The sequence below is a fragment of the Rhizobium sp. BK661 genome (assembly GCF_024808825.1).
Classification (GTDB): Bacteria; Pseudomonadota; Alphaproteobacteria; order Rhizobiales; family Rhizobiaceae; genus Rhizobium.
Genome location: NZ_JANTYT010000001.1, coordinates 706,905 through 727,447, shown reverse-complemented (window position 1 = coordinate 727,447; position 20,543 = coordinate 706,905). Strand labels below are relative to the sequence as shown.

Annotated in this window: 23 protein-coding genes; 4 read left to right on the top strand and 19 right to left on the bottom strand. The window is 59.7% G+C overall.

The genetic code is table 11. The features are described from left to right. The 6 genes from FHX16_RS03580 to FHX16_RS03555 form a co-directional block, all read right to left on the bottom strand. The gene (locus FHX16_RS03580) at positions 1–1,284 is read right to left on the bottom strand and encodes a MotB family protein (protein WP_183860198.1); all 1,284 of its coding nucleotides are present in this window, start codon (positions 1,282–1,284) and stop codon (positions 1–3) included. After that, positions 1,281–1,916 (bottom strand): hypothetical protein, encoded by a 636-nt coding sequence (locus FHX16_RS03575; RefSeq protein ID WP_183860200.1) that lies wholly within the window; start codon positions 1,914–1,916, stop codon positions 1,281–1,283. The genes FHX16_RS03580 and FHX16_RS03575 overlap by 4 nt, the downstream gene beginning before the upstream one ends. 165 nt (positions 1,917–2,081) lie before the next feature. After that, positions 2,082–3,047 (bottom strand): flagellin, encoded by a 966-nt coding sequence (locus tag FHX16_RS03570; RefSeq protein ID WP_183752660.1) that lies wholly within the window; start codon positions 3,045–3,047, stop codon positions 2,082–2,084. Positions 3,048–3,312: 265 nt separating this feature from the next. Beyond that, positions 3,313–4,221, bottom strand: a complete 909-nt coding sequence (locus FHX16_RS03565; protein ID WP_183860202.1) for a flagellin — start codon at positions 4,219–4,221, stop codon at positions 3,313–3,315. Positions 4,222–4,463: 242 nt separating this feature from the next. Beyond that, positions 4,464–5,354, bottom strand: a complete 891-nt coding sequence (locus tag FHX16_RS03560) for a flagellin (protein WP_183752664.1) — start codon at positions 5,352–5,354, stop codon at positions 4,464–4,466. 282 nt (positions 5,355–5,636) lie between these two features. Continuing rightward, entirely contained in the window at positions 5,637–6,527 is an 891-nt protein-coding gene (locus FHX16_RS03555) for a flagellin (RefSeq protein ID WP_183860204.1), read from the bottom strand. A gap of 321 nt (positions 6,528–6,848) precedes the next feature. Between FHX16_RS03555 and FHX16_RS03550 the strand changes: the two genes are divergently transcribed. Then, positions 6,849–8,780 carry a glycosyltransferase family 41 protein gene (locus tag FHX16_RS03550; protein ID WP_183860206.1) on the top strand — a complete coding sequence of 644 codons (1,932 nt, stop codon included), beginning with the start codon at positions 6,849–6,851 and terminating at the stop codon, positions 8,778–8,780. Positions 8,781–8,871: 91 nt separating this feature from the next. Here FHX16_RS03550 and fliP read toward each other — a convergent pair whose 3' ends face one another. From fliP to flgF, 13 genes are all read right to left on the bottom strand, one after another. Beyond that, positions 8,872–9,609 (bottom strand): flagellar type III secretion system pore protein FliP, encoded by a 738-nt coding sequence (gene fliP / locus FHX16_RS03545; protein WP_183752670.1) that lies wholly within the window; start codon positions 9,607–9,609, stop codon positions 8,872–8,874. After that, positions 9,606–10,124 carry a flagellar basal body-associated FliL family protein gene (locus FHX16_RS03540; protein ID WP_183752672.1) on the bottom strand — a complete coding sequence of 173 codons (519 nt, stop codon included), beginning with the start codon at positions 10,122–10,124 and terminating at the stop codon, positions 9,606–9,608. The genes fliP and FHX16_RS03540 overlap by 4 nt, the downstream gene beginning before the upstream one ends. A gap of 11 nt (positions 10,125–10,135) precedes the next feature. Next, positions 10,136–10,852, bottom strand: coding sequence for a flagellar basal body L-ring protein FlgH (gene flgH, locus FHX16_RS03535; RefSeq protein WP_016552764.1), 717 nt, complete (start codon positions 10,850–10,852; stop codon positions 10,136–10,138). Beyond that, entirely contained in the window at positions 10,849–11,382 is a 534-nt protein-coding gene (locus tag FHX16_RS03530; protein WP_183752674.1) for a MotE family protein, read from the bottom strand. The genes flgH and FHX16_RS03530 overlap by 4 nt, the downstream gene beginning before the upstream one ends. Beyond that, on the bottom strand, positions 11,379–12,500 hold the full coding sequence (locus tag FHX16_RS03525) for a flagellar basal body P-ring protein FlgI (RefSeq protein WP_183860208.1): 1,122 nt from the start codon (positions 12,498–12,500) through the stop codon (positions 11,379–11,381). The genes FHX16_RS03530 and FHX16_RS03525 overlap by 4 nt, the downstream gene beginning before the upstream one ends. Continuing rightward, positions 12,497–12,982, bottom strand: coding sequence for a flagellar basal body P-ring formation chaperone FlgA (flgA, locus tag FHX16_RS03520; RefSeq protein WP_183860210.1), 486 nt, complete (start codon positions 12,980–12,982; stop codon positions 12,497–12,499). The genes FHX16_RS03525 and flgA overlap by 4 nt, the downstream gene beginning before the upstream one ends. A 17-nt stretch (positions 12,983–12,999) precedes the next feature. Next, positions 13,000–13,788, bottom strand: a complete 789-nt coding sequence (flgG, locus tag FHX16_RS03515; protein ID WP_016552760.1) for a flagellar basal-body rod protein FlgG — start codon at positions 13,786–13,788, stop codon at positions 13,000–13,002. A gap of 19 nt (positions 13,789–13,807) precedes the next feature. After that, a complete protein-coding gene (locus FHX16_RS03510; RefSeq protein WP_183860212.1) occupies positions 13,808–14,134 on the bottom strand; it encodes a flagellar hook-basal body complex protein FliE in 327 nt (108 codons plus the stop codon). Then, entirely contained in the window at positions 14,134–14,550 is a 417-nt protein-coding gene (flgC, locus tag FHX16_RS03505) for a flagellar basal body rod protein FlgC (RefSeq protein WP_037114251.1), read from the bottom strand. The genes FHX16_RS03510 and flgC overlap by 1 nt, the downstream gene beginning before the upstream one ends. 4 nt (positions 14,551–14,554) lie before the next feature. After that, the gene (gene flgB / locus FHX16_RS03500; RefSeq protein WP_114711419.1) at positions 14,555–14,947 is read right to left on the bottom strand and encodes a flagellar basal body rod protein FlgB; all 393 of its coding nucleotides are present in this window, start codon (positions 14,945–14,947) and stop codon (positions 14,555–14,557) included. A 173-nt stretch (positions 14,948–15,120) separates the two neighbouring features. Then, the gene (locus FHX16_RS03495) at positions 15,121–15,672 is read right to left on the bottom strand and encodes a flagellar protein (protein WP_183752682.1); all 552 of its coding nucleotides are present in this window, start codon (positions 15,670–15,672) and stop codon (positions 15,121–15,123) included. A gap of 11 nt (positions 15,673–15,683) precedes the next feature. Further along, positions 15,684–17,075: a flagellar protein export ATPase FliI gene (gene fliI / locus FHX16_RS03490; RefSeq protein WP_183752684.1), complete on the bottom strand. Its 1,392-nt coding sequence runs from the start codon at positions 17,073–17,075 to the stop codon at positions 15,684–15,686. 14 nt (positions 17,076–17,089) lie between these two features. Next, positions 17,090–17,824 carry a flagellar basal-body rod protein FlgF gene (gene flgF, locus FHX16_RS03485; protein ID WP_016552754.1) on the bottom strand — a complete coding sequence of 245 codons (735 nt, stop codon included), beginning with the start codon at positions 17,822–17,824 and terminating at the stop codon, positions 17,090–17,092. Positions 17,825–18,074: 250 nt separating this feature from the next. Between flgF and motA the strand changes: the two genes are divergently transcribed. From motA to fliN, 3 genes are all read left to right on the top strand, one after another. Further along, positions 18,075–18,947 (top strand): flagellar motor stator protein MotA, encoded by an 873-nt coding sequence (motA, locus tag FHX16_RS03480; protein WP_007796569.1) that lies wholly within the window; start codon positions 18,075–18,077, stop codon positions 18,945–18,947. A gap of 6 nt (positions 18,948–18,953) precedes the next feature. Then, positions 18,954–19,892 carry a FliM/FliN family flagellar motor switch protein gene (locus FHX16_RS03475; RefSeq protein WP_183860214.1) on the top strand — a complete coding sequence of 313 codons (939 nt, stop codon included), beginning with the start codon at positions 18,954–18,956 and terminating at the stop codon, positions 19,890–19,892. Positions 19,893–19,956: 64 nt separating this feature from the next. Further along, the gene (fliN, locus tag FHX16_RS03470) at positions 19,957–20,541 is read left to right on the top strand and encodes a flagellar motor switch protein FliN (RefSeq protein ID WP_183860216.1); all 585 of its coding nucleotides are present in this window, start codon (positions 19,957–19,959) and stop codon (positions 20,539–20,541) included. Positions 20,542–20,543: the final 2 nt, after the last annotated feature.

Here is a 20,543-nt window from a genome sequence, read left to right as displayed (position 1 = left end):
CTATCCTTGATCCGCCTGCAGCAATATTTCGATTCGTCTGTTGGTGGCATTGAACGGATCCGCCTGATCCTTCAATTTGCGGTCAGCGAAGCCTGAGACCTGCGAAACCCGCTTCTCGTCGAGGCCGCCACGAATGATCATGTAATAGGCAGCCTGGGCGCGATCCATGGACAGGCGCCAGTTCTCGTTCTCGCCCTTGTACTGGCGACCGTCAGTATGACCCCGGATGACGACAGCGCCGGGCTTGCCCTTGAGGACCTCGCCGATCTTCTCCATCGCAAGCACCATTTCCTTGCGTGGGACGGCCGATCCGATGTTGAACATGGAATCGTCGCTCTGATCGGAAATGCTGACCAGGAGGCCGCCTTCCGATGATGTTACCGTCAGACCTTCGGCGAGCTTGCCGGCTACGCCGCTAATCTGTTGGGCGATTTCCTTTTGCAGCTCTTCAGCCCGTTTCTGCTCGGCGGCCTTTTGTGCCTCAGTCTGCGGCTTTTCCTTGCCGTCGACATTCTCAGACGCCGTGTCCACGGACGATTCAGCCTGTGGAGACTGGCTTTCGGCCGCTTCCTCAGCGTGCTCACTTTGAGCCTTGCCGGTCAGATCCGCCGGATTCTCGGCCTCCGCCTTGGCAACTTCGGTGGCGTCTGCCGCACCATCAACAGGCGTATCCTTCGAGGCGGGCTGCTTCTTGTCGGCATGCGTGACTTCCACCTGCTTCGTCCAGAAATCAGGATCGAAGGGGTCACGATAGGCCTGACCGCCGTCGGCACCAGTTGCCGGACCCGATTCGCTGGCACCGCCCTCGCCCTTGGCGCTGACATTTGCCTGCTGACCGACTTCCTGCGCAATCTCCGCCAGCACGGAATAGGGGTTCTCGAAAAAGTCGGCTTCCGAATAATTCGTCTGGTCGCCGGAGGTCGAGGTCTGGTCATCGCCATTGGCGGCCGATGCGCCTTTGGTCGGTTCGTCCTCTTTTTCCTTCGACTTGTCCTGCTTCTGGTCGCCATCCGCCTGGTCGACCGGCTTCTTCAAGCCTTTTTGCGTGGGCTTCTCGTCGGCGAGCTTGATCGGATTGAAATAGGTCGCGACCGAGGCCTTGGTTTCCTCGTTCGCAGCGTTGACCAGCCACATGACGAGGAAGAACGCCATCATGGCCGTCATGAAGTCGGCATAGGCGATCTTCCAGGCGCCACCATGCGCACCGTCGTGATCACCGCCGCCATGCCGTTTGACGATGATAATCTCGTTCTTGCCGTGATGGTGGTTTTCGCTATCACTCATTCCAGAACTTTCTTCAGGCTCGTCGCCCAGGCTGACATGCGCGTGACAAGGACGGCGTCGTCAAACTCGACGGTCAGGTCGACATCAGCCGTTTCATGATGGCGCAGAAGACCAGCCTTTTCGCCGAGTGTATTCTTCAGCACGTCGAACAGTCGCGTCGGCCCCTTGACCGTCACGGTGCCGACATCACCTTCCAGCAACGCCTCACGCAGGATGCCGGCAAGATCAACGGCAGCCTTTTGTGACAGAACATCGGTCATGACAGGCGCAAGCGCCTTTGCGACCGTCGCGCTGACGAGCTCGGCGAGATCGCCCGCCATCGCGTCGAGACGGGAGGCGATCAGCTCTGCGGCCTCGACCTCGTACCGGTCGCGAAGCTCTTCGACTTCACGCTGGTGCACGAGTGCCACCGTCTGCGCTTCCAGCTCATATTTCTCCGTCAGCGCCGCGGTGGCTTCTGCATAGCCGTCCGCATGAGCGCTGTGGCGTTCTGCTTCGAGATCAATCACGGGTTCGGAGGCGACGTCGGCAAACCCGCCAAAGTCGCCCGCGAAATCATCCGCTTCCGTAACGGGAGCGACGACGGCAGGCTCGCCAAAATCCTTGAGGTACCGAGAGAGCAGCGCGCTCACCGAATCCACCCTTTCGCTGCAGAGGACTGCGACATGCCGTACCCCATCATGAAACTGACAACTCATCCGGCACGGTTTTCGCACTGCGCCTTTGTATCGAAACTAGGGTGTCAAACTTGCGCGAGGATGAAGGGTGGAGCCGGACAAGCTCAACAGCTCCGGCCACTATTGCAACAGGATCAGCACCTTGCTGGCGGCTGTGTTCAGGATCGAGATTGCCTGAACGCCCATTTGTTGTTGCGTCTGGAGCGCCTTCTGAAGGGTCGAGGCTTCATCCATATCGGTGTCGACCAGCGCGCCAACGCCCTTGTCGATCAAATCGGACATGTCGGCGGTATAGGAAACACGATCACTGATACGGGCACTCATCGTGCCGAGGCCGGCCGCGGTCGTTGTCAGTTTCGACAGGATGGAATCGACAACCGCCATCATGTCCTTCAATTGCGCCGGCGTCGTGTTGGCGTCGAGCGCTATTTCGGTTCCGCTCGCGGGCGTCGTCGAGCCCGCATCCAGAAGGTAGTAGTTGCGCGCAGTCGTCGTGCCATCGGAATTCAACGTGTTCGCGTCGACCGTCTTCGTGAGAAGACCGCGATTGGCGTCAGTCATATCGATCATGACGGTCTGGTCGGCCGGAAAATCAATGGTCTGCGCCTGATATTCACCGCTCGTGCCACGCACGAAACCGCCGATCACCGAGCGCGAGATCGGCAGGTTCGTATCGCGGTTGAGCAGCCAGTTCTCACCGGCAAAATTCGTCGTCTGGACAGTCGTCTGCAACTGTCCCTTCAACTCGGTCAGCGTCGTATTGAGCTTCGTCTTGTCGACGCCGGCCTCCTGCGCTGTCACCAAGGTCTTGCGGATCTCGCCCAACTGGTCGATGAGGCTTTCCATCGACGTATAGGCGGTATCGACCTTCGATGCGCCGACGCCGAGCGCGTCGTGAACATTCTGCAGCGAGCTGCTGTCCGAGCGCATGACGCTTGCAAAAGACCAGTAGGTCGCATCGTCGGCAGCCGTTTCGACGCGATAGCCCGATGAGACCTGCTGCTGTGTCGTTGCGACGTCCTTGTTAATGATGCGCAGCGCCGCGAGGGCGTTTACCTGGGCCGAGCTGGTAATTTTGTATGTCATTTTCTGGCTCTGAGTAGGGAAACGGGACAGGCCGGCGACCGGCAGCGACTGACCTGGCGTCATGCCCCCGGCTGGCTTCCCAGGTCCGGTTTGTCGCAAAAACAAATCAACTGTTAAACGAAGTTAACCAAGGCCTTCCACGGGCGCAAGTGCAGCGGCTTCAGTGTCGCAAGCCTCGCGCAATCTTGATTATTGCTTCAAAAACAAAGAGAAAGCCGCATCGACGACGCGGCTTTCCTATCTCTTTATGATACTGCTGGACGGCTTAGTTCTTGAACAGCGTCAGAACGTTCTGCGCGCTGGAGTTCGCGATCGACAGCGATTGGATCGCCAGTTGTTGCTGCGTCTGCAGGGCCGTTAGCTTGCTCGATTCCTCTTCCATATCCGCGTCGACGAGGCGTCCAACGCCCGAGTCGATCGAGTCGCTGAGGTCGGAAACGAAGCTTTCCTGCAGGTCGATGCGGGTCGAGATCGAGCCGAGCTGGGAGGCGGCTTTCGTCATTGCGCTGAGGCCGGCTTCGACAGTCGTCAGGGCAAGGTCGATGTCGCTCGGGCTGAAGCTGCTGATGTTCATGCTGTAAATAGAACCGACGCTGCCCGAGGACGTCCCGATGATGCCGCTGGTGGTGCTGATGGCACCCGTAGTGGTCATGCCAAAGAGGACATTACCGCTGGTGCTGTCATCGAGCACATACTGGGTTGTCTGGACGGAAACCTGGCCATTGGCGTTACGGACGAAAGACGAAACGACGCTCTTCGTCGTGTTGCCTGCAACCCAGTTCTCTCCCGAGAAGGAAGCAGACTGGGCAATGCTCAAGAGCTGCTGCTGGAGCTGCGCAATTTCATCCTGGATCTTGTTCTTGTCGACACCCTTTTCAGTCGCCGCAACAATCTTCGCCTTGATCTCGCTAACGACGTCGATAGAGCTGTCCATCGCCGAATAGGCGGTGTCCACCTTTGCCGCACCAAGGCCAAGCGCGTCGGAAACGGCCGAAAGCGCCTTGTTGTCAGAGCGCATCGTCGTTGCAATCGACCAATAGGCAGCGTTGTCCTTGGCTTCGGCGACGCGGTAGCCGGACGAAACACGGCTCTGTGTCTCTTCCAGGCTGCCATTGATGCTACGCAGGGTCTGGAGGGCGGACATTGCCGCGACGTTCGTCAAAATGCTGGTCATGAAATTATCGCCCCTTATTGGCAAATATTGAAAAGGGACATTCCGGTCCGCCACCGGGGAACGGCAATCAGCTTCATGCCCGCTAACCGCTTCTTAGGGTTGGTTAACATACCGTTTCGTTGACGGCAGAAAACATGAGTTTGGTTAACGCGAAGTTAACAAGCATTAAAAAAGCCGCGCTTGGGAAGCGCGGCTTTCGATTGGCGATCTGTCTGCCGAAACGCCCGGAGGCGCTCCTAGTGTTAGTTGCGGAACAGCGAGAGGATGTTCTGCGAAGAGGAGTTCGCGATCGACAGCGACTGTACAGCCAGCTGCTGCTGGGTCTGCAGGGCGCTGAGCTTGGAGGACTCTTCTTCCATGTCGGCGTCAACCAGGCGGCCGATACCGGAGTCGATCGAGTCGCTGAGCGAGGAGACGAAGTCGGTCTGGATGTCGACGCGCTTCTGCAGCGAACCGAGCTGCGAGCCGAGCGTCGTCATCGCCTTCAGAGAGAGTTCGACGTCGCTGAGCAGGCTGTCGATCTGGCCCTGGGTCGTCGTTGCACTGATCGTGAAGGAGTAGATCGAGCCGGCGGTGTAGTTCGTGCCGGTCGAGCCGAGAATGCCGCCCGTCGCGCTGTTGAACAGGGTGTTCGTGGCGTTGAGGACGTAGTCGGTGGTCTTGACGCTGACCGTGCCGTTGGTGCCGCGGACGAAGGAGGAAACAACGCTGACGGTGCCGCCCGAGTTGTTGACCCAGTTTTCGCCGTTGAACGAAGCAGACTGGGCAACGCTGTAGAGCTGTGCCTGCAGCTGGGTGATTTCGTCCTGCAGCTTCAGCTTGTCGACGCCCTTTTCGGTCGCGGCAACGAGCTTGGCCTTGATTTCGCCGACGAGGTCGATGGCGCTGTCAACAGCGGTGTAAGCCGTGTCGATCTTTGCAGCACCCATGCCGAGGGCGTCGGAAACAGCCGAAAGGGCCTTGTTGTCCGACTTCATCGTGGTGGCGATCGACCAGTAAGCAGCGTTGTCGGAAGCCTTGCCGACGCGCAGGCCAGACGAAACGGCGCCCTGCGTCTTCGACAGGCCGCTGTTGACATCACGCAGCGTCTGGAGAGCGGCCATTGCGGAATTGTTGGTCAGAATGCTGGTCATTTTAATTTGCCCCTTTGGCATAATTGATAGGAAGGGACATTCCGGACTACCGGGAACGACGGTCAGCCTCATGCCTGTTGACCGCTCACTGTGCGCAGTCAACTCGCCGTTTCGATAGGCACATAAAACCCCATCATGGTTAAGAAACTCTGAACCGAAAAATTAAAAATAGTTAAAAAAATCCAACGCTTAGCGGCACCGCATTAACCGGAAATTAAAACATTTACGGCCGGGGCAAGCCCCGGCCGTAAATCTTTTCTCTGATACTGCGCGAGGCTGTTATCAGCCGCGGAACAGCGAGAGAATGTTCTGCGAAGAGGAGTTCGCGATCGACAGCGACTGGATCGCCAGCTGCTGCTGGGTCTGCAGGGCGCTGAGCTTGGAGGACTCTTCTTCCATGTCGGCGTCAACCAGGCGGCCGATACCGGAGTCGATCGAGTCGCTGAGCGAGGAAACGAAGTCGGACTGGATGTCGACGCGCTTCTGCAGCGAACCGAGCTGCGAGCCAAGCGTGGTCATCGACTTCAGAGCGCTTTCAACGTCGCTGAGCAGGCTGTCGATCTGGCCCTGGGTCGTCGTCGAGCTGATCGTGAAGGAGTAGATCGAGCCGGCGGTGTAGTTCGTGCCGGTCGAGCCGAGAATACCGCCCGTCGCGCTGTTGAACAGGGTGTTCGTGGCGCTGAGAGCGTAGTCGGTGGTCTTGATGCTGACCGTGCCGTTGGTGCCGCGGACGAAGGAGGAAACAACGCTGACGGTACCGCCCGAGTTGTTGACCCAGTTTTCACCGTTGAACGAAGCAGACTGAGCAACGCTGTAGAGCTGCGCCTGCAACTGGGAGATTTCGTCCTGAACCTTCGCCTTGTCGACGCCCTTTTCGGTTGCGGCAACGAGCTTGGCCTTGATTTCGCCAACGATATCGATGGCGCTGTCGACAGCGGTGTAAGCCGTGTCGATCTTTGCAGCACCCATGCCGAGGGCGTCGGAAACGGCCGAAAGGGCCTTGTTGTCCGACTTCATCGTGGTGGCGATCGACCAGTAAGCAGCGTTGTCGGAAGCCTTGCCGACGCGCAGGCCAGACGAAACGGCCGCCTGCGTCTCGTTCAAGCCCTTGTTGACGTTGCGCAGCGTCTGGAGTGCCGCCATTGCAGAATTGTTGGTGTTAATGCTTGTCATAAGTCTGTCCCCAAAAACAAAATACAAAAGGAGGACATACCGGACTTCTATACCGGCGATGACGGACCAGCTTCATGCCACTCGGTGCCGTTTTGTTTGCAACCAAACCCGTCATGTCCATCTGAATTTCGCAGCCATTGATTGCCAAGCAGTTAAGATCATTAGGAAACCGCCGCCGACGCCTGCAGTGGTTAACGATGACTGAAGAGATCGCCTCGCCCCGCTGCAACACCGGCTTCATGCAAGCTTCAAATGCTTAGAATGAGACAGCTAGGACCGTGCCCATATGCTCGTGGTCCGGTGCGTCGACGAAATCCCGGCATGGAGTGGGTCTTGAACAGTAGCATTTCATTCGCAGCGGCCTCCAAGGATTACCAGAAGGGCCTCTATCTCAAGTCGCTTGAGGTGCTGAACCAACTCGTCGACACGCAGAAGGACGTCAAGACCTACGTGCTTCTGGCCAAAAACCTTATAAAGCTTGGCTTCAAGGCCGAAGCCGCCGCCGCCTATTCGCTCGCCGGGAAGCTCGATGGTCAGGCGGAGTCGATCTACACACGCGAAGCAGCAATCCTGTATTTCCAGAGCGGCGACGAACAGGAAGCGCTGGCGCATGCCTTGCGCGTGATGAAGTTGGCGCAAAACGACGCCGATCTCGCCTTTGTCCTCGTCTCAATCTACATCAAGCAGGGACGGCTTGATCTCATCAGCCCTTTCAGGCGTGTCATCTCGGAAAGCTCCAATCCGGAACACATCGCGCTCGCGGTTCACGCGTTGACCGACCACATTCTGGATCCGACGAACGAGGCCCTCGTAGCGAACCTCTTCAAGCGATTTCCGGAAATGCCGGCGCTCCGCCTGCTCAATCTCGTCTTTGCGCGGGAGACCTGCGACTACGGCCGCGTCGCCAGCCTCTTTGGTCCGATCGCCGACATGATCGCGAAGCGCGATCTCGAGTTTCTGCGGAAGGACAATCCCTTCTACAATCTGCATTGGTGCGGAGACGAGGCGCTGAACGGCATCGTCTCGCTCAACCCCCTCCTTTCACTGCCGGAACTCGCGGCAAAGCGGCGGTCGTTGCCTCACAAGTGGGGAGAGAAAATCCGGATCGGCTATCTCTCGTCAGACTTCTGGAGCGACCATGCGACGATGAAGCTTCTCCAGCGCGTGCTCGAGCTGCATGACCGCAACCGCTTTGAAATTACCCTCTTCTGCCACTCCGGAGAAGCGTATCTGGCGGCGAACAAGGCCGACCGATCCGCCTGGGGCAATGTCTGCCTGATCCGTGATCTGACCAACGCGGAGGTCGCCGAGAAAATCCGAGAGCTGGAAATCGACATTCTGGTTGATCTGAAGGGGCATACCACTGACGGACGGCCGGATATCCTCAACCAGAGCGTCGCCCCGATCCATGTCTCCTGGCTGGGCTTTCCCGGCAGCACTGTCAACATTGACCTCGATTACATCGTCGGCGATCACTTTGTTCTCCCCGATCGCGCCAAGCCTCACTATCACGAGAAATTTGTTCGGATGCCTGAGAGCTACCAGCCGAACGATCCGACGAACCGCCCAAAGCCGACCCCCACCACGCGGGCGGCGGTCGGATTGCCGGACGATGCATTCGTGTTCGCGTCATTCAACGGCAACCGCAAGATCACGGCTGAGACACTCGATATCTGGTGCAACATCCTCCGGCGGGCGCCGAACAGCGTCCTCTGGCTGATGCTGTCGTCAGTGCGCGCCGAAACGAATATCCGGAACTATGCGAACAAGCGCGGAATCACTTCGGACCGCATCATCTTCTGCCCACGCGTCACCTATCAAAAGCACATCGACCGACAGCAATGCGCCGATCTCGGCCTCGACACCTTCCCGGTCAACGGCCACACGACAACGTCGGAGCAGCTCTGGGGCGGTTTGCCGGTCCTCACCGTCAAGGGTACCAACTTTGCGTCGCGCGTCAGCGAGAGCTTGCTGAATGCCATCGGCTTGCCGGAACTCGTGGCCGCCGATACGCAGGCCTATGAGGAGATGGCTGTGGAGATGGCGCTCGACGCGCAACGCGTCGTCGCCTACAAGGCGCGCCTTAAGCAAAACGCCGGCATCATGCCGCTCTTTGATGCGGATCGCTTCCGGCAGCATCTCGAGACGGCTTACGAAATGATGATCGACCGCGCCAAGCGTGGCCTGGAGCCGGATCATCTCGACGTCCCGGCGCTGCCGCCGCGGACAACGCCTTTCATCACGACCGTGTGAGCCAACCCGACAAACAGAAAACCCGCCGCGTCTCTGCGGCGGGTTTACTGTTTCGTGGTATCTGGACCGCCTGTTGCGCCGTGAACCTACTCTAGTGGAAGGAGCGGACCAGGCTTCCGACCAGGAGATTCCAGCCGTCGATCAGCACGAAGAAGAGGATCTTGAACGGCAGCGAAATCGATGTCGGCGGCAGCATCATCATGCCCATCGCCATGGTGATGGTGGCAACGATCAGGTCGATGACGAGGAATGGGAGAACAACCAGAAAGCCGATCTCGAAACCGCGCCGGATCTCTGAGATCATGAAGGCAGGAATGAGGACGCGGTAGTCGATCTTCTCACCGGTCTCGACGCTCTGGCCGCGCTCCCGCGCCAAATCGACGAAAAGCGCCAGATCCTTGTCGCGCGTGTTGCTTGTCATGAAGGTGCGGAAGGGCTCCGCAATGCGCGTGATGGCCTGCTGCTCGTCGATCTGGTTCGACAGGAGCGGTTGAACGCCCGTCTGCCATGCCTGGTCGAAGGTCGGCTGCATGACATAGAAAGTCATGAACAGCGCAAGCGACAGCAAGATCATATTCGAAGGAGTGGAGGACAGGCCCATTCCCGATCGCAGGATCGAGAAGGCGATGACGAAGCGCGGGAAGCTCGTCACCATGATCAGAATGCCCGGCGCGACCGAAAGGACGGTCAGCAGGCCGAATGTTCTGATGATCCATGCCGCGACCGAACCGTCGACCGGCAAGTTCAACAGGTTTGTCGGGAGCTGCTGCGCATGCGCCAGCTCCGGTGCCGCCATCATGGCAGCGAACAGCAATAGGAATCGAATCATTCGACGACGAAGGTCCTGAACATGACCTTCGATACGCGGCCTTGCGCGCGAAGGTCAACACGCTCCTGGATGTCATCCTTAAGATATTCGAAGCCTCGCGGCCCTTCGATCTGCTGCAGCGAAACCGTACGGACATAGGCGAGAATATCTTGATGGATATCCTCCGCGAGTTTCACGTCGGGCGGGCCGGAAAACAGCAGTGCGACTTCCAGACGAACCCAGTTCTCCGAGGGATAGGCGAGGTTCGACGTGATCGGCTCAAGCTGAACGACGTTGTTGGCTTCCGTGGAAATGTGAGGCAGTCCCGCCTCGCCTTCCTTCTTTTGCGCGGCCTCGTCCTTGGCCGCCTTTGCTTGCTCCGCCTGCTCGGCACCCTTGATGTTGGGCGCGACCATGGCACCAACCACCCAGCCGCCGCCGGCGCCAAGCAGCGTCAGGATCGCAAGCCCGGCGATGGTCATGATTGCGGCCGATTTCTTCTTCGGCTGGCCTTCGGCGGCTTCTGTCTCTGCCATGATGTTCTGCCTCAGAGCGGCGAGAAGAGATCGACGGCCTGCTGGCCGCGCGGCGGCTGCTGCACTTCCATCAGGCGGCCGCGACCGCCGTAGGAGATGCGGGCCTCAGCAATCTTCTCGTAGGAAATCAGGTTGTCGGCGTCGACGTCCTGCGGACGGACGATACCGGCGACGTTGAGAATGCGGATCTCCTGGTTGACGCGAACTTCCTGAGAGCCACTGATCACAAGGTTGCCGTTCTCGAGAATGCCGGTGACCACCGCGGCGACCAGCAGCTTCAGCGTTTCGGAGCGGTCGATCTTACCCTTGCCGTCGGTGCTCGTGTCGGAGCCGTAGGTCAGGTCGGTCTTCGACGACGGATTCCAGCCCATGACGTTGGCGTTGACGTCCCAGTTCATGGCGCTCGAATTGGTTCGGCTGCGGCTGGTGTCGTTCTCGAACTTCGCCTTATCGTTGATCTTGATATCGACGGTCAGGATATCGCCGACGTTGAGAGCGCGGGCATCCTTGAAAAGGGCGGCCTGCGAGTCGCTCCAGAGCGAATAGCCTTGCGCCACCTGGCGCGGCTGCTTCGGATAAAGCGCCATCTGTGGGGTCTGGCCGTAGGCGAGACCGCTGCCGATCGGGCTCATGGCCGGGGCGCGACCGATCTCGTTGACGGCCTGCGGCGATGCGCAGCCTGCAAGGAGGGCTACAGCGGCAATCGCGGCCGGGAAACGCTTGTTCATGAGGGGTCCTTCGACGTATTTGGATCGGACGCGCTGGCGATGATGTTGGCGATGACCGCAGCCTTCTGCGGATCCATCTCGTTGAGGATCAGGCTCGACTGGGTCGGGTTCAGCCGCATGATGACCGCCGCTGCGACTTCGATCTTGACCTCTTGCAGCTGTGATGCGGCTGCGTCCGGCTTCATTTTCTTGTAGATATCGGTGAGGCCCGCTTCGGCCTGCTTGAGGAAGACATCACGGCGCTTCAGCCAGTCCTGATATTCCTCTTTGCGCTTGTTCATCTCGGCGATGCGCGAATCGACGTCGGCACGAAGCTTCTCGAGCTCCTGCTTCTGAAGCAGGTAGCGTTGGTCGCGGGCGGGATCGGCAATGTTCGTGCAGAACTGCTTGATCTCCTCCTGCGAGGTCATTTCGCCCTTCGGCGCCGGCTGCTCCTGTGCGAAGGCGCCGGGAATGGACAGCGCCACGACGGCCATGGCCGGCAAGGCAAGACGCTGAAGCAAATCTGACAAAGCCATGGTCTTCATCATTGCAGAACGAGCTCCGCTTGCAGCGCGCCGGCTGACTTGATGCCCTGGAGGATGGCGATGATGCCATCCGGCTTGACGCCAATATTGTTGAGGCCGGCCACCAGTGTCCTGAGGTCAGGCCCATCCAGCAGCGCCACCTTGCCGCCCGTTTTCTGCGCCGCGATATCGGTCTGCGGCTGCACCGCGGTCACGCCACGCGAGAACGGCTCGGGCTGAATGATCTGCGGCGTCTCGGTCACCTGGACGGTCAGAGTACCATAGCTGACGGCGACCGGCGACACGCGCACGTCCGCGCCGATAACGATCGTTCCTGTCCGTTCGTTCACCACGACCTTGGCCGGGGTGTCCGTTTCGACGACGAGATTCTCCAGATCGGCCATCAGGCGCGTCAGATCCGCCGTTCTCGGCTTCTGGACGATGACCTCCTGCGCATCCTTGGCCTCGGCTACCGGACCACCGAAACGCGCGGACGCATAGCCGTTGACGACATCGGCGATGCGGATGGCCGTCGAGAAATCGGGGTTGCGCAGCTGCAGAACGAGATTGACGGAATCCTTGAAGCGCGAAGGCAGCTCACGCTCGATGATGGCACCGCCCGGCACGCGACCAGCGGTCGTGACACCCTCGGTGACCGTTGCCGCCTGGCCTTGGGCGTTAAAGCCCGAGACAACGACGGAGCCCTGGGCGACCGCGTAGATCTGGCCGTCCGCGCCCGAGAGCGAGGTCATGATAAGCGTACCGCCGCGCAGCGAGGTCGCATCACCAAGCGAACTGACGTTCACGTCGATGCGGCTGCCGGGGCTGGCAAAAGGTGGCAGGTTGGCGGTGACCATCACGGCCGCGGTATTCTTCGCGTTGGACTGGCTGTTCTGCGTAGAGATGCCAAGGTTCTGCAGCATCGCGCGCATCGACTGCTCGGTAAAGGGCGAGGCGCGGAAGCCGTCGCCAGTGCCTTGAAGGCCGACGATCAGGCCATAGCCGATCAGCTGGTTGTCACGTCCTGCCTGCAAGGATGCGATGTCCTTGATGCGCGAATTCATCGCCGCGGCGGGCGCGACAGCGACGACGTTCGGAGACAAAAACGCGAGAGCGACGAAAAGGCGGAAAAACTTCTTCATTTTGCGGCCACGTGTATGGTGCCGTCGGCGAGCACGGTGCCGCTGACAATCACGCCGGAATCCATGTTGCGAACGCGGATGAGCTGGCCGGTCATGCCGTCTTCAAGCGGCGAGCCGGCGGCCGAGATCGTCATCGGGCCAAGCGTGAAGATCAGCCGGATCGACGAGCCGCGTGTCACGGTAAAGGGCTCGCGCAGCGCCGAGACCGAGATGGTGCGTCCCGGCAGGAGCGTGCGCTTCGAGATCATTCCCTCCACCTGGCGGATCGACTTTGCGTAGTCGCCGGCCAGGTTCGGGTTGGTTACTTCCACTTCCTGGAGCTGGGCGCCGGACACGGTTTCGCCGGGGTAGATCGTCGTCGTCGGAACGACCGCAAAGCCCATGCCGGCAGCAACAGCTGCCTGCGCTGCGGCAAATGCGGCCATCGCAATGGCGGCGGCTGCCGCCCATCCGAGGATACCTTTGACCCGGCAAAACATCATGTTTCGGCCCTTCCCGATTACTTCAGGTTTTTGCTGACGATGGAGGCCATTTCGTCGGCGGTGGTGATGACCTTGGAGTTCATTTCATAGGCGCGCTGTGCCGATATCAGCTCGGTGATTTCCTTCACCGGATCGACGTTCGAGGACTCCAGGTAGCCCTGCTTCATGTAGCCGAAGCCCTCTTCGTCGGGCGTGCCGACGACGGGATCGCCGGAGGCCGGCGTCTGCTGGAAGAGGTTGTCGCCGAGCGGCTGAAGGCCGGCTTCATTGACAAAGTCGGCGATCTGCAGCTGGCCGAGCACGGTCGGATCGGTATTGCCCGGCAGCTTCGCCGAGACTTCGCCCGAGCGGCTGATCGTGACCTGCGTCGAGCCCTGCGGAATGGTGATGTTCGGTGCCACGAGATAGCCGTCGACCGTGACGATCTGGCCCGTCTCGTTCTTGTTGAATGCGCCGGCGCGGGTGTAGAGCGTCGTGCCGTCCGGCGCCTGGATCTGGAAGAAGCCGCGACCGATCATCGCCACGTCGAGATCGTTGCCGGTCTGCGAGAGTTCGCCCTGGATGTGCAGGTTGCGGACAGCAGACGTCTGGACGCCGAGACCGATATTCGCACCTTCCGGCACGATCGCCTGGTTCGCGCGGTTGGAAACGCCCTTGGCGCGCTCGGTCTGATACAGCAGGTCGGTAAATTCAGCGCGGGCCCGCTTGTAGCCGGTCGTGTTGATGTTCGCGATATTGTTGGCGATGACTTCGAGATTGGTCTGCTGGGCATCCATACCCGTTGCAGCAATGGCAAGCGCTCTCATGGCTTCGTCCTTAAATCAATTACATCTGCATCCGGGTGACGTCGAGAAAGGCAGAAACGACCTTGTCGCGAATGGCGATTGCGGTCTGCAGCGTCTGCTGCGCCTGCATGACGGCATCGACGACTTCGCGCGTCGTGGCCGTGCCCTTGATGCCGGCGAAAGACATGCCTTCCGCATTCTTCAGGGTGTTCACGGCGCCAGTCGCAACATTGCTGAGAGCAGCACCGAAGCCCCCGTCGTTTGCTGCGCTTTCTGCTGCCGACGAAGCCGTCGAGCTGTCCTGTTCGATAGCGGCGAGGCCGCGGGTCATGGAGAGGGAGCTGACGCTATTGACGTTGTTGATCATTATTGGCTCTTCAGTAGATCGATCGTTGCCGAGATCAGGTCGCGGGATTGCTTGATGGTCTGCAGGTTGGCGTCGTAGGAGCGGTTGGCTTCCCGCATGTCGGCCATTTCGACCAGCATGTTGACGTTGGGGAGCTTGACGACGCCCTTCTCGTCCGCCGCAGGATTGCTCGGGTCGTATTCGGTGATGAACTTCGATTCATCCTCCCCGAGCTTCTTGACGTTGACCGTGGTGACGCCGTTTGCGCGGTCGACGGCTTCGCCGAAGGTTACCGTCTTGCGGCGGTAGGGATCGGCGCCGGGCGTATCACCCGTCGAGCGGGCGTTGGCGATGTTTTCGGATACGATGCGCAGGCGCGTCGATTGCGCCTCGAGTCCCGATCCTGCGATTTTGAGTGCTGCCGACAAAGGATCCATGATCTTAGCCCTTCACCGTCATCAGCATCATCCGATTGAACGAGCTCACCAGCGAGGTGTTCAGATCGTATTGCCGCTTGATTTCACCGGACTTGGAAAGTTCCTCGGCTAGACCGACAGTATTGCCCGACTCCTGGACGCCGATCTCCTGATCGAGAGCTGCATCCTTCACATCGATGTCGCTCTTCGTGCCCAGGTCATTGCCGGTCAAGTGCGCCGCATTGGTGCGCGCCATGGTAACGTCCGACTTGTCGAGGGCGGCCTGGAAGGGCGTGATGTCCTTGGCGCGATATTTCGGCGTGTTCGCGTTCGCGATGTTGCCGGCAACAACCTCCTGACGGATCGTCAGCCATTCGGCCTGCCGCGAGGCCAAGTCGAAAAGTTGAATCGGTTGCATGGGAACTCTCCGTTTTTACTGATGCGAACCTAGGGCGGTAATCTTGCGTCAGACTTACGGGGGATGCGGTCCGGCAATCCCGGAGCTTTTTGGCCACAGCCTCCACAACGCGAAGAAGGCTCCAACCATATCCGGCTGAGCCTTCCGTTGATTCGCTGCCTCGTGGGCGGTGCTCAATTATGCTGATAGACATCGCCTTTGGAGGTGATGATGACCCATTTGCCATCACGCTCCTCCAATGTCGCCAGCCGGCTCTCGTCCGGCAGAATGGAGCCGACACGCACGACGTACATGCCGGACGGGTCTTCGATCAGCGCGCGGCCGTTTGCCACGTGGAGAAGTCGAAAACCGGATTTGCTGGGAAACGGCTGATCTTCGGCCGGCGGACCCTTGTCATCCTCCTTGCCGATGTTGGAGACCGTCGCGGTCGTCAGCGGATCGACCGGAATTTCGGGCTTCTTCTCGTATTGGTTCTTGTTGGCCATCGCCAGCGGCGAGACGCTGAAGACGTTTCGCGCCGGCCAGTCCGGAAGATCGCGCGTCCGGTCGCCCTGCGCGACGTTGATGCCGAACTTGTCCTCGTTGAAGAAGACGTACCACGGGAAAAAAGCCGACGCTCCGGCCAATGCGAGGCCGGCAATGGTCAAGGCGCGGTCGAGGAACACGGTCTTGCGCCGCAAGGGCTTCAACGGCGCGATCTTCTCATCGTCATCGAAATCGGTCACGTCACGCCTCTCTACCTGCGGATATTCGGCTGGCCGCCGATGCCGGCCGCCGCTTTCAGGGCCCCAGCCAGATCGGCAAAGGCATCCTGCGAATCGACATCGCCCGGCGACTGTTTCAGAACATCGTAAATGATCGGTACCTGCTTGACCGCCATGTCGAGATCAGGATCGGCGCCCTGCCGATAGCCGCCGATCAGGCGAAGGTCGCGGGTTTCCTCGAAGCGGTGGATGAGCGTCTTCAGACGCGACACGAGCTTTTCCTGGTCCGGGGTCCAGGCCTTGCGCGCGAGGCGCGAGATCGAGGCCAGCGGATCGATTGGTGGGTAGCGTCCCTCCTCCGCCAGGCTGCGCTGCAGGACGATATGACCATCCAAGATACCGCGGGTCGAGTCGGCGATCGGGTCGTTGTGGTTGTCGCCATCGACGAGGATCGAGATGATCGCGGTGATCGTCCCCGTGCCCTCCGGGCCGGGACCTGCGCGCTCCAGCAAACGTGGCAGCTCGGTGAAAACAGAAGCAGGGTAGCCGCGCGCGATCGGCGGTTCGCCGGATGCGGTCGCAACCTCGCGGATGGCGTGGGCAAATCGGGTGACGCTATCGACGATCAAGAGCACATTGTCGCCCTGATCGCGGAAGTGTTCGGCAATGGTGACGGCGGTCAGCGGCGCCATCTTGCGCAGCATCGGGCTCTCATCGCTCGTCGCAACGACGGCAATCGCCTTCCTCATGTTGGCGCCGAGCGTGTCCTCGATGAACTCGCGTACTTCACGGCCACGTTCGCCAACCAGGGCGATGACGACCTTGTCGAAGGCGTCGGCGCGCGCCAGCATCGAGAGCAGCGTCGATTTACCAACACCTGAACCCGCGAAAATGCCGAGACGCTGGCCGAGGCAGAGCGGCGAAAAAATGTCGATGGCGCGAACGCCTGTCTTGAAGCCTTTCTCGACGCGCTTTCGCGTCATCGAAGGCGGCGCGGTGTTCGAAATGGAGCGGCGGCCGAGCCCTTCTACGATGGGGCCGAGCCCATCGATCGGCTCGCACAGCGAATTGATCGTGCGCCCGCACCAACTGTCATCAGGCGAAATGCGAAAGGCACCCTTGCGGATGACCGTATCATGGATGCCAATCGGCTCGCCCGGCTCGATCGGGCAGACATAGGTCAGTTCCGGCTCAACACGCACGACCTCACCGAGGTGAATACCGGTGGACGATTTGTGTGCTACGAACTCGCCGAGCCTCACATGGCGCGACAGCCCGGTGACCGTGTAGTGGCCGGCCGCGATCGTCTGGACATGGCCGCCGGCGGCGACCGAAAAATCGGGATTCGAGTAGCGCGACACGAGCCCGGCAAGATGCGCGAGCTTCGGTGAGAGATCGGCTTCGGTAAGCGGCGTATTACCCATGCGTCAGACCTCGATTAGCGGCTGCCGCCGAGCGTCTTGATCGCTTCGCTGAACGACGCTTCGCTGTCCTTCGAAAGCGACGTCATGCTCTCGAAGGCGCGATTGACTTCGATCAGCTGCGTGATTTCGCGCATGGCGTTGACGTTGGAGTTTTCCAGGTAACCCTGCTGGACGCCGACGTTGAAGCGATCGGTCACGGCGCGCGGCTGCTCCGTCGTCATGATGCCGCTGTTTTCATAGCGCAGGTAACCCTTGCTGATATCGGCCTCGAAGAGACCCAGCGAACCGACCTGCTTGCCGTCCTGGTAGATCAGCCCATCGGCGCCGACCTTTGGCTCGCCGGCAGCCGTGTTGAGCGTCACCGGCGCACCGCCGGCATCGAGAACCGGATAGCCGCGGACCGAAACGAGTTCGCCGTTATCCTTCATGGTGAAGCGGCCGTCCTTAGTCAGAACCTTGCCGGCCGGCGTGTCCACCGAGAACCAGGCGTCGCCCTTGATTGCGAAGTCCAGCATGTTTCCGGTGTGCTCGAGCTCGCCGCTATCACCAGAGAGATAGTCGTTGCCCTGTGACACATAGGCGATCTTGGCATTGATCTTGTTGCCTGTTTCGCCAAGCATCTCGTCGAACTTCACCTCCGTCGCGCGAAAGCCCGTCGTGTTCACGTTCGCCATATTGTCGGCGATGGTTGTGAGGCGACGTTCGAGTGCGATCTGCGACGACAAAGAAACATAAAGACCAGATTGCATCCCGATAGGCTCCTGCATTGGCGATGAACGGTACGAGATCCGGGTGTTTGCAGTCGGTTCGACCACGGATCTCGCTGAGGCGGCATCTCAGAAACGGGCACGGATGCCCATTCGTCACCGACAAGCTGACAGCAAATGCTTGCGCGAAGCTGGCATGCAAAAGCTTGGTTTACAGGGGCAACCATCAGCCTCACGCAAGCCAGCAGCCCTATCCCTTGGGTTGAAAATAACGATCAGGTTTGGACTGACGATGAATATCATTATCGGATTTGTGATTACCTGCGGCTGCATCATCGGCAGCTTCATGGCGATGGGCGGTCACGTCGAAGCGCTCTGGCAGCCCTTCGAGCTCGTCATCATCGGCGGCGCGGGCCTCGGTAGTTTCGTCATGGGCAACCCGATGAAGGTGGTGAAGGATTCCGGCAAGGCGCTCGGCGAAGCCTTCAAGCACACGGTCCCTAAGGAACGGAATTATCTCGATACGCTTGGTGTCCTCTATTCCCTGATGCGCGACCTTCGTACGAAATCGCGCAACGAGATCGAAGCCCATATCGACAATCCGGCCGAATCCTCGATCTTCCAATCCGCGCCGACGATCCTGAAGAACAAGGAACTGACGGCGTTCATCTGCGACTACGTCCGCCTGATCATCATCGGCAATGCCCGTTCGCATGAGATCGAAGCGCTCATGGACGAAGAGATCAACACGATCCTTCACGACAAGATGAAGCCCTATCACGCGATCCAGACCATGGGCGACGCCTTCCCGGCGATCGGTATCGTCGCCGCCGTTCTCGGCGTCATCAAGGCGATGGCGCACATCAACGATTCGCCCGAAGTTCTCGGCCACCTGATCGGCTCGGCACTCGTCGGCACCTTCCTCGGCATTCTCTTGTCTTATTGCGTCTGCTCGCCGATCGTTTCTCAGATCAAGATCGTCCGCAACAAGCAGCACCGCCTCTATGTCATCGTCAAGCAGACACTGCTTGCCTACATGAACGGCTCGGTGCCGCAGGTTGCGCTCGAATACGGCCGCAAGACCATCTCGGCCTACGAACGTCCGTCAATCGACGCCGTCGAGCAGGAAATGATGAACCCCGGCGGCGAGAACAAGGCGGCGTAAACGGTCATGAACGCTATCCTCAAGAAACCCCTCATGGATGAAGCCCTTCTTGCCAAGCTGACTGGCCGGCTCGGCGACAAGGCTACCATCGAGAAGATCTGCGGCGCATTCGGCGATGTCTATACGGCCTTCCTGCCGGACGTCATCAAGAGCGAGACCAACCTGGACGTCGAAGTCACCTATCTCGGCTGCGACAGCGGGCACAAGAACGACCTGATTACCGACCTGGGCGGCAACACCACGCTTGTCGACGCGACACTCCGCAACTGGTCGCAGAATATCACGCTCGCCTGCGGCAACAGCTTTGTCATCACGCTGATGGAGCATTTGCTGGGTGCGGATGCCGGGACAGTCGAGCAGCCGGCCGACCGCCTGCTCTCCATAATCGAGCTCGAACTCGCGGTCATGGTCTTCGACAAGATCGCCAATGTTCTCCGCTCGGCGGTGAACGCGCCCGGTGGATTCGAGCCTGCCATGGAGTTCCCCTACGCCTTCGAAACGCGAACCAAGCCCGCCGAGGACAAACCCGACGAGTTTGCCGCCGCAATCAACATGTCGATCACGCTGTCCGGCATCACTTCGGATTTCTCGCTGATCGTACCCCAGGCCGCCCTGTTGAAGACGACGGTGGCGCCTCCAAAAGCCAAGGGACAGTCGGCAAAGTCCGCGGAATGGACCGACCAGCTCAGCGAGCAGGTGCGCCGCTCGCAGGTAACGCTCAACGCCAAAATCCGTCTGCAGGACCTGACGCTGAGGACCATTTCAAAGCTCGCTGCCGGCGACGTTATCCCCTTCTATGACCGCGGCGACGTTCGCGTCGAAGTCAGCGCCAACAGCAAGGAACTGTACATCTGCGAGTTTGGACGTTCGGGCGAGAATTACACCGTCCGGGTCAAGGATACGATTAACTCGGATGACGAGCTCATCCGCCACTTGATGAATTAGCCCATTTTCCAACCGAGCCGCCGCACGGCAGCTTGAGGCAAGTTTCAACTGGAATAGTGATTTCATGGCGACGAAGAAGACACCCAAGACCAGCGACCTTTCAACGGAGCTCCCGGGCAACGAGGCCGAGCTTGATCAGGCTATCGATGACCTGCGCGGCGTCCTGAAGACCGACGCGGACGGCGGCCTGCCGGACTTCGCAGGTGAGAGCGACGCGTTCAGCGGCAGCACCGATCTGTCGACCTTTGGCGGCGATTTCGAGGATACCGCCGGCGATTCCGCATTCGGTGGAAGCGATTTCGGCGCAACATCCGACTTTGGCGGCTCTTCCGATTTCGGCGACAGCTCTTTCGGTGCGATCGCGTCCGAGCCGGCGCCGCTTGGCAGCGCCATGCAGTCGAACCTCGACCTGATCATGGATATTCCGATCGACGTTCAAATCATGCTCGGCAGCAGCCGCATGCAGGTTGCCGGCCTGATGAACCTGAATGAAGGCGCAACCATCGCGCTCGACAAGAAGATCGGCGAACCGGTCGAAATCATGGTGAACGGCCGCAAGATCGCGCGCGGCGAGATCACCGTTCTGGACAACGACGACACGCGTTTTGGCGTCAAGCTGATAGAAGTTTTGAGTACGAAAAAAGCCTGATC

Bases quoted from the DNA above. Each gene is read 5' to 3' on its own strand.
- FHX16_RS03580 (WP_183860198.1), bottom strand. From the start codon at position 1,284: ATGAGTGATAGCGAAAACCACCATCACGGCAAGAACGAGATTATCATC.
- FHX16_RS03570 (WP_183752660.1), bottom strand. From the start codon at position 3,047: ATGACATACAAAATTACCAGCTCGGCCCAGGTAAACGCCCTCGCGGCG.
- FHX16_RS03565 (WP_183860202.1), bottom strand. From the start codon at position 4,221: ATGACCAGCATTTTGACGAACGTCGCGGCAATGTCCGCCCTCCAGACC.
- FHX16_RS03560 (WP_183752664.1), bottom strand. From the start codon at position 5,354: ATGACCAGCATTCTGACCAACAATTCCGCAATGGCCGCTCTCCAGACG.
- FHX16_RS03555 (WP_183860204.1), bottom strand. From the start codon at position 6,527: ATGACAAGCATTAACACCAACAATTCTGCAATGGCGGCACTCCAGACG.
- FHX16_RS03550 (WP_183860206.1), top strand. From the start codon at position 6,849: ATGGAGTGGGTCTTGAACAGTAGCATTTCATTCGCAGCGGCCTCCAAG.
- fliP (WP_183752670.1), bottom strand. From the start codon at position 9,609: ATGATTCGATTCCTATTGCTGTTCGCTGCCATGATGGCGGCACCGGAG.
- FHX16_RS03540 (WP_183752672.1), bottom strand. From the start codon at position 10,124: ATGGCAGAGACAGAAGCCGCCGAAGGCCAGCCGAAGAAGAAATCGGCC.
- flgH (WP_016552764.1), bottom strand. From the start codon at position 10,852: ATGAACAAGCGTTTCCCGGCCGCGATTGCCGCTGTAGCCCTCCTTGCA.
- FHX16_RS03530 (WP_183752674.1), bottom strand. From the start codon at position 11,382: ATGATGAAGACCATGGCTTTGTCAGATTTGCTTCAGCGTCTTGCCTTG.
- FHX16_RS03525 (WP_183860208.1), bottom strand. From the start codon at position 12,500: ATGAAGAAGTTTTTCCGCCTTTTCGTCGCTCTCGCGTTTTTGTCTCCG.
- flgA (WP_183860210.1), bottom strand. From the start codon at position 12,982: ATGATGTTTTGCCGGGTCAAAGGTATCCTCGGATGGGCGGCAGCCGCC.
- flgG (WP_016552760.1), bottom strand. From the start codon at position 13,788: ATGAGAGCGCTTGCCATTGCTGCAACGGGTATGGATGCCCAGCAGACC.
- FHX16_RS03510 (WP_183860212.1), bottom strand. From the start codon at position 14,134: ATGATCAACAACGTCAATAGCGTCAGCTCCCTCTCCATGACCCGCGGC.
- flgC (WP_037114251.1), bottom strand. From the start codon at position 14,550: ATGGATCCTTTGTCGGCAGCACTCAAAATCGCAGGATCGGGACTCGAG.
- flgB (WP_114711419.1), bottom strand. From the start codon at position 14,947: ATGCAACCGATTCAACTTTTCGACTTGGCCTCGCGGCAGGCCGAATGG.
- fliI (WP_183752684.1), bottom strand. From the start codon at position 17,075: ATGGGTAATACGCCGCTTACCGAAGCCGATCTCTCACCGAAGCTCGCG.
- flgF (WP_016552754.1), bottom strand. From the start codon at position 17,824: ATGCAATCTGGTCTTTATGTTTCTTTGTCGTCGCAGATCGCACTCGAA.
- motA (WP_007796569.1), top strand. From the start codon at position 18,075: ATGAATATCATTATCGGATTTGTGATTACCTGCGGCTGCATCATCGGC.
- FHX16_RS03475 (WP_183860214.1), top strand. From the start codon at position 18,954: ATGAACGCTATCCTCAAGAAACCCCTCATGGATGAAGCCCTTCTTGCC.
- fliN (WP_183860216.1), top strand. From the start codon at position 19,957: ATGGCGACGAAGAAGACACCCAAGACCAGCGACCTTTCAACGGAGCTC.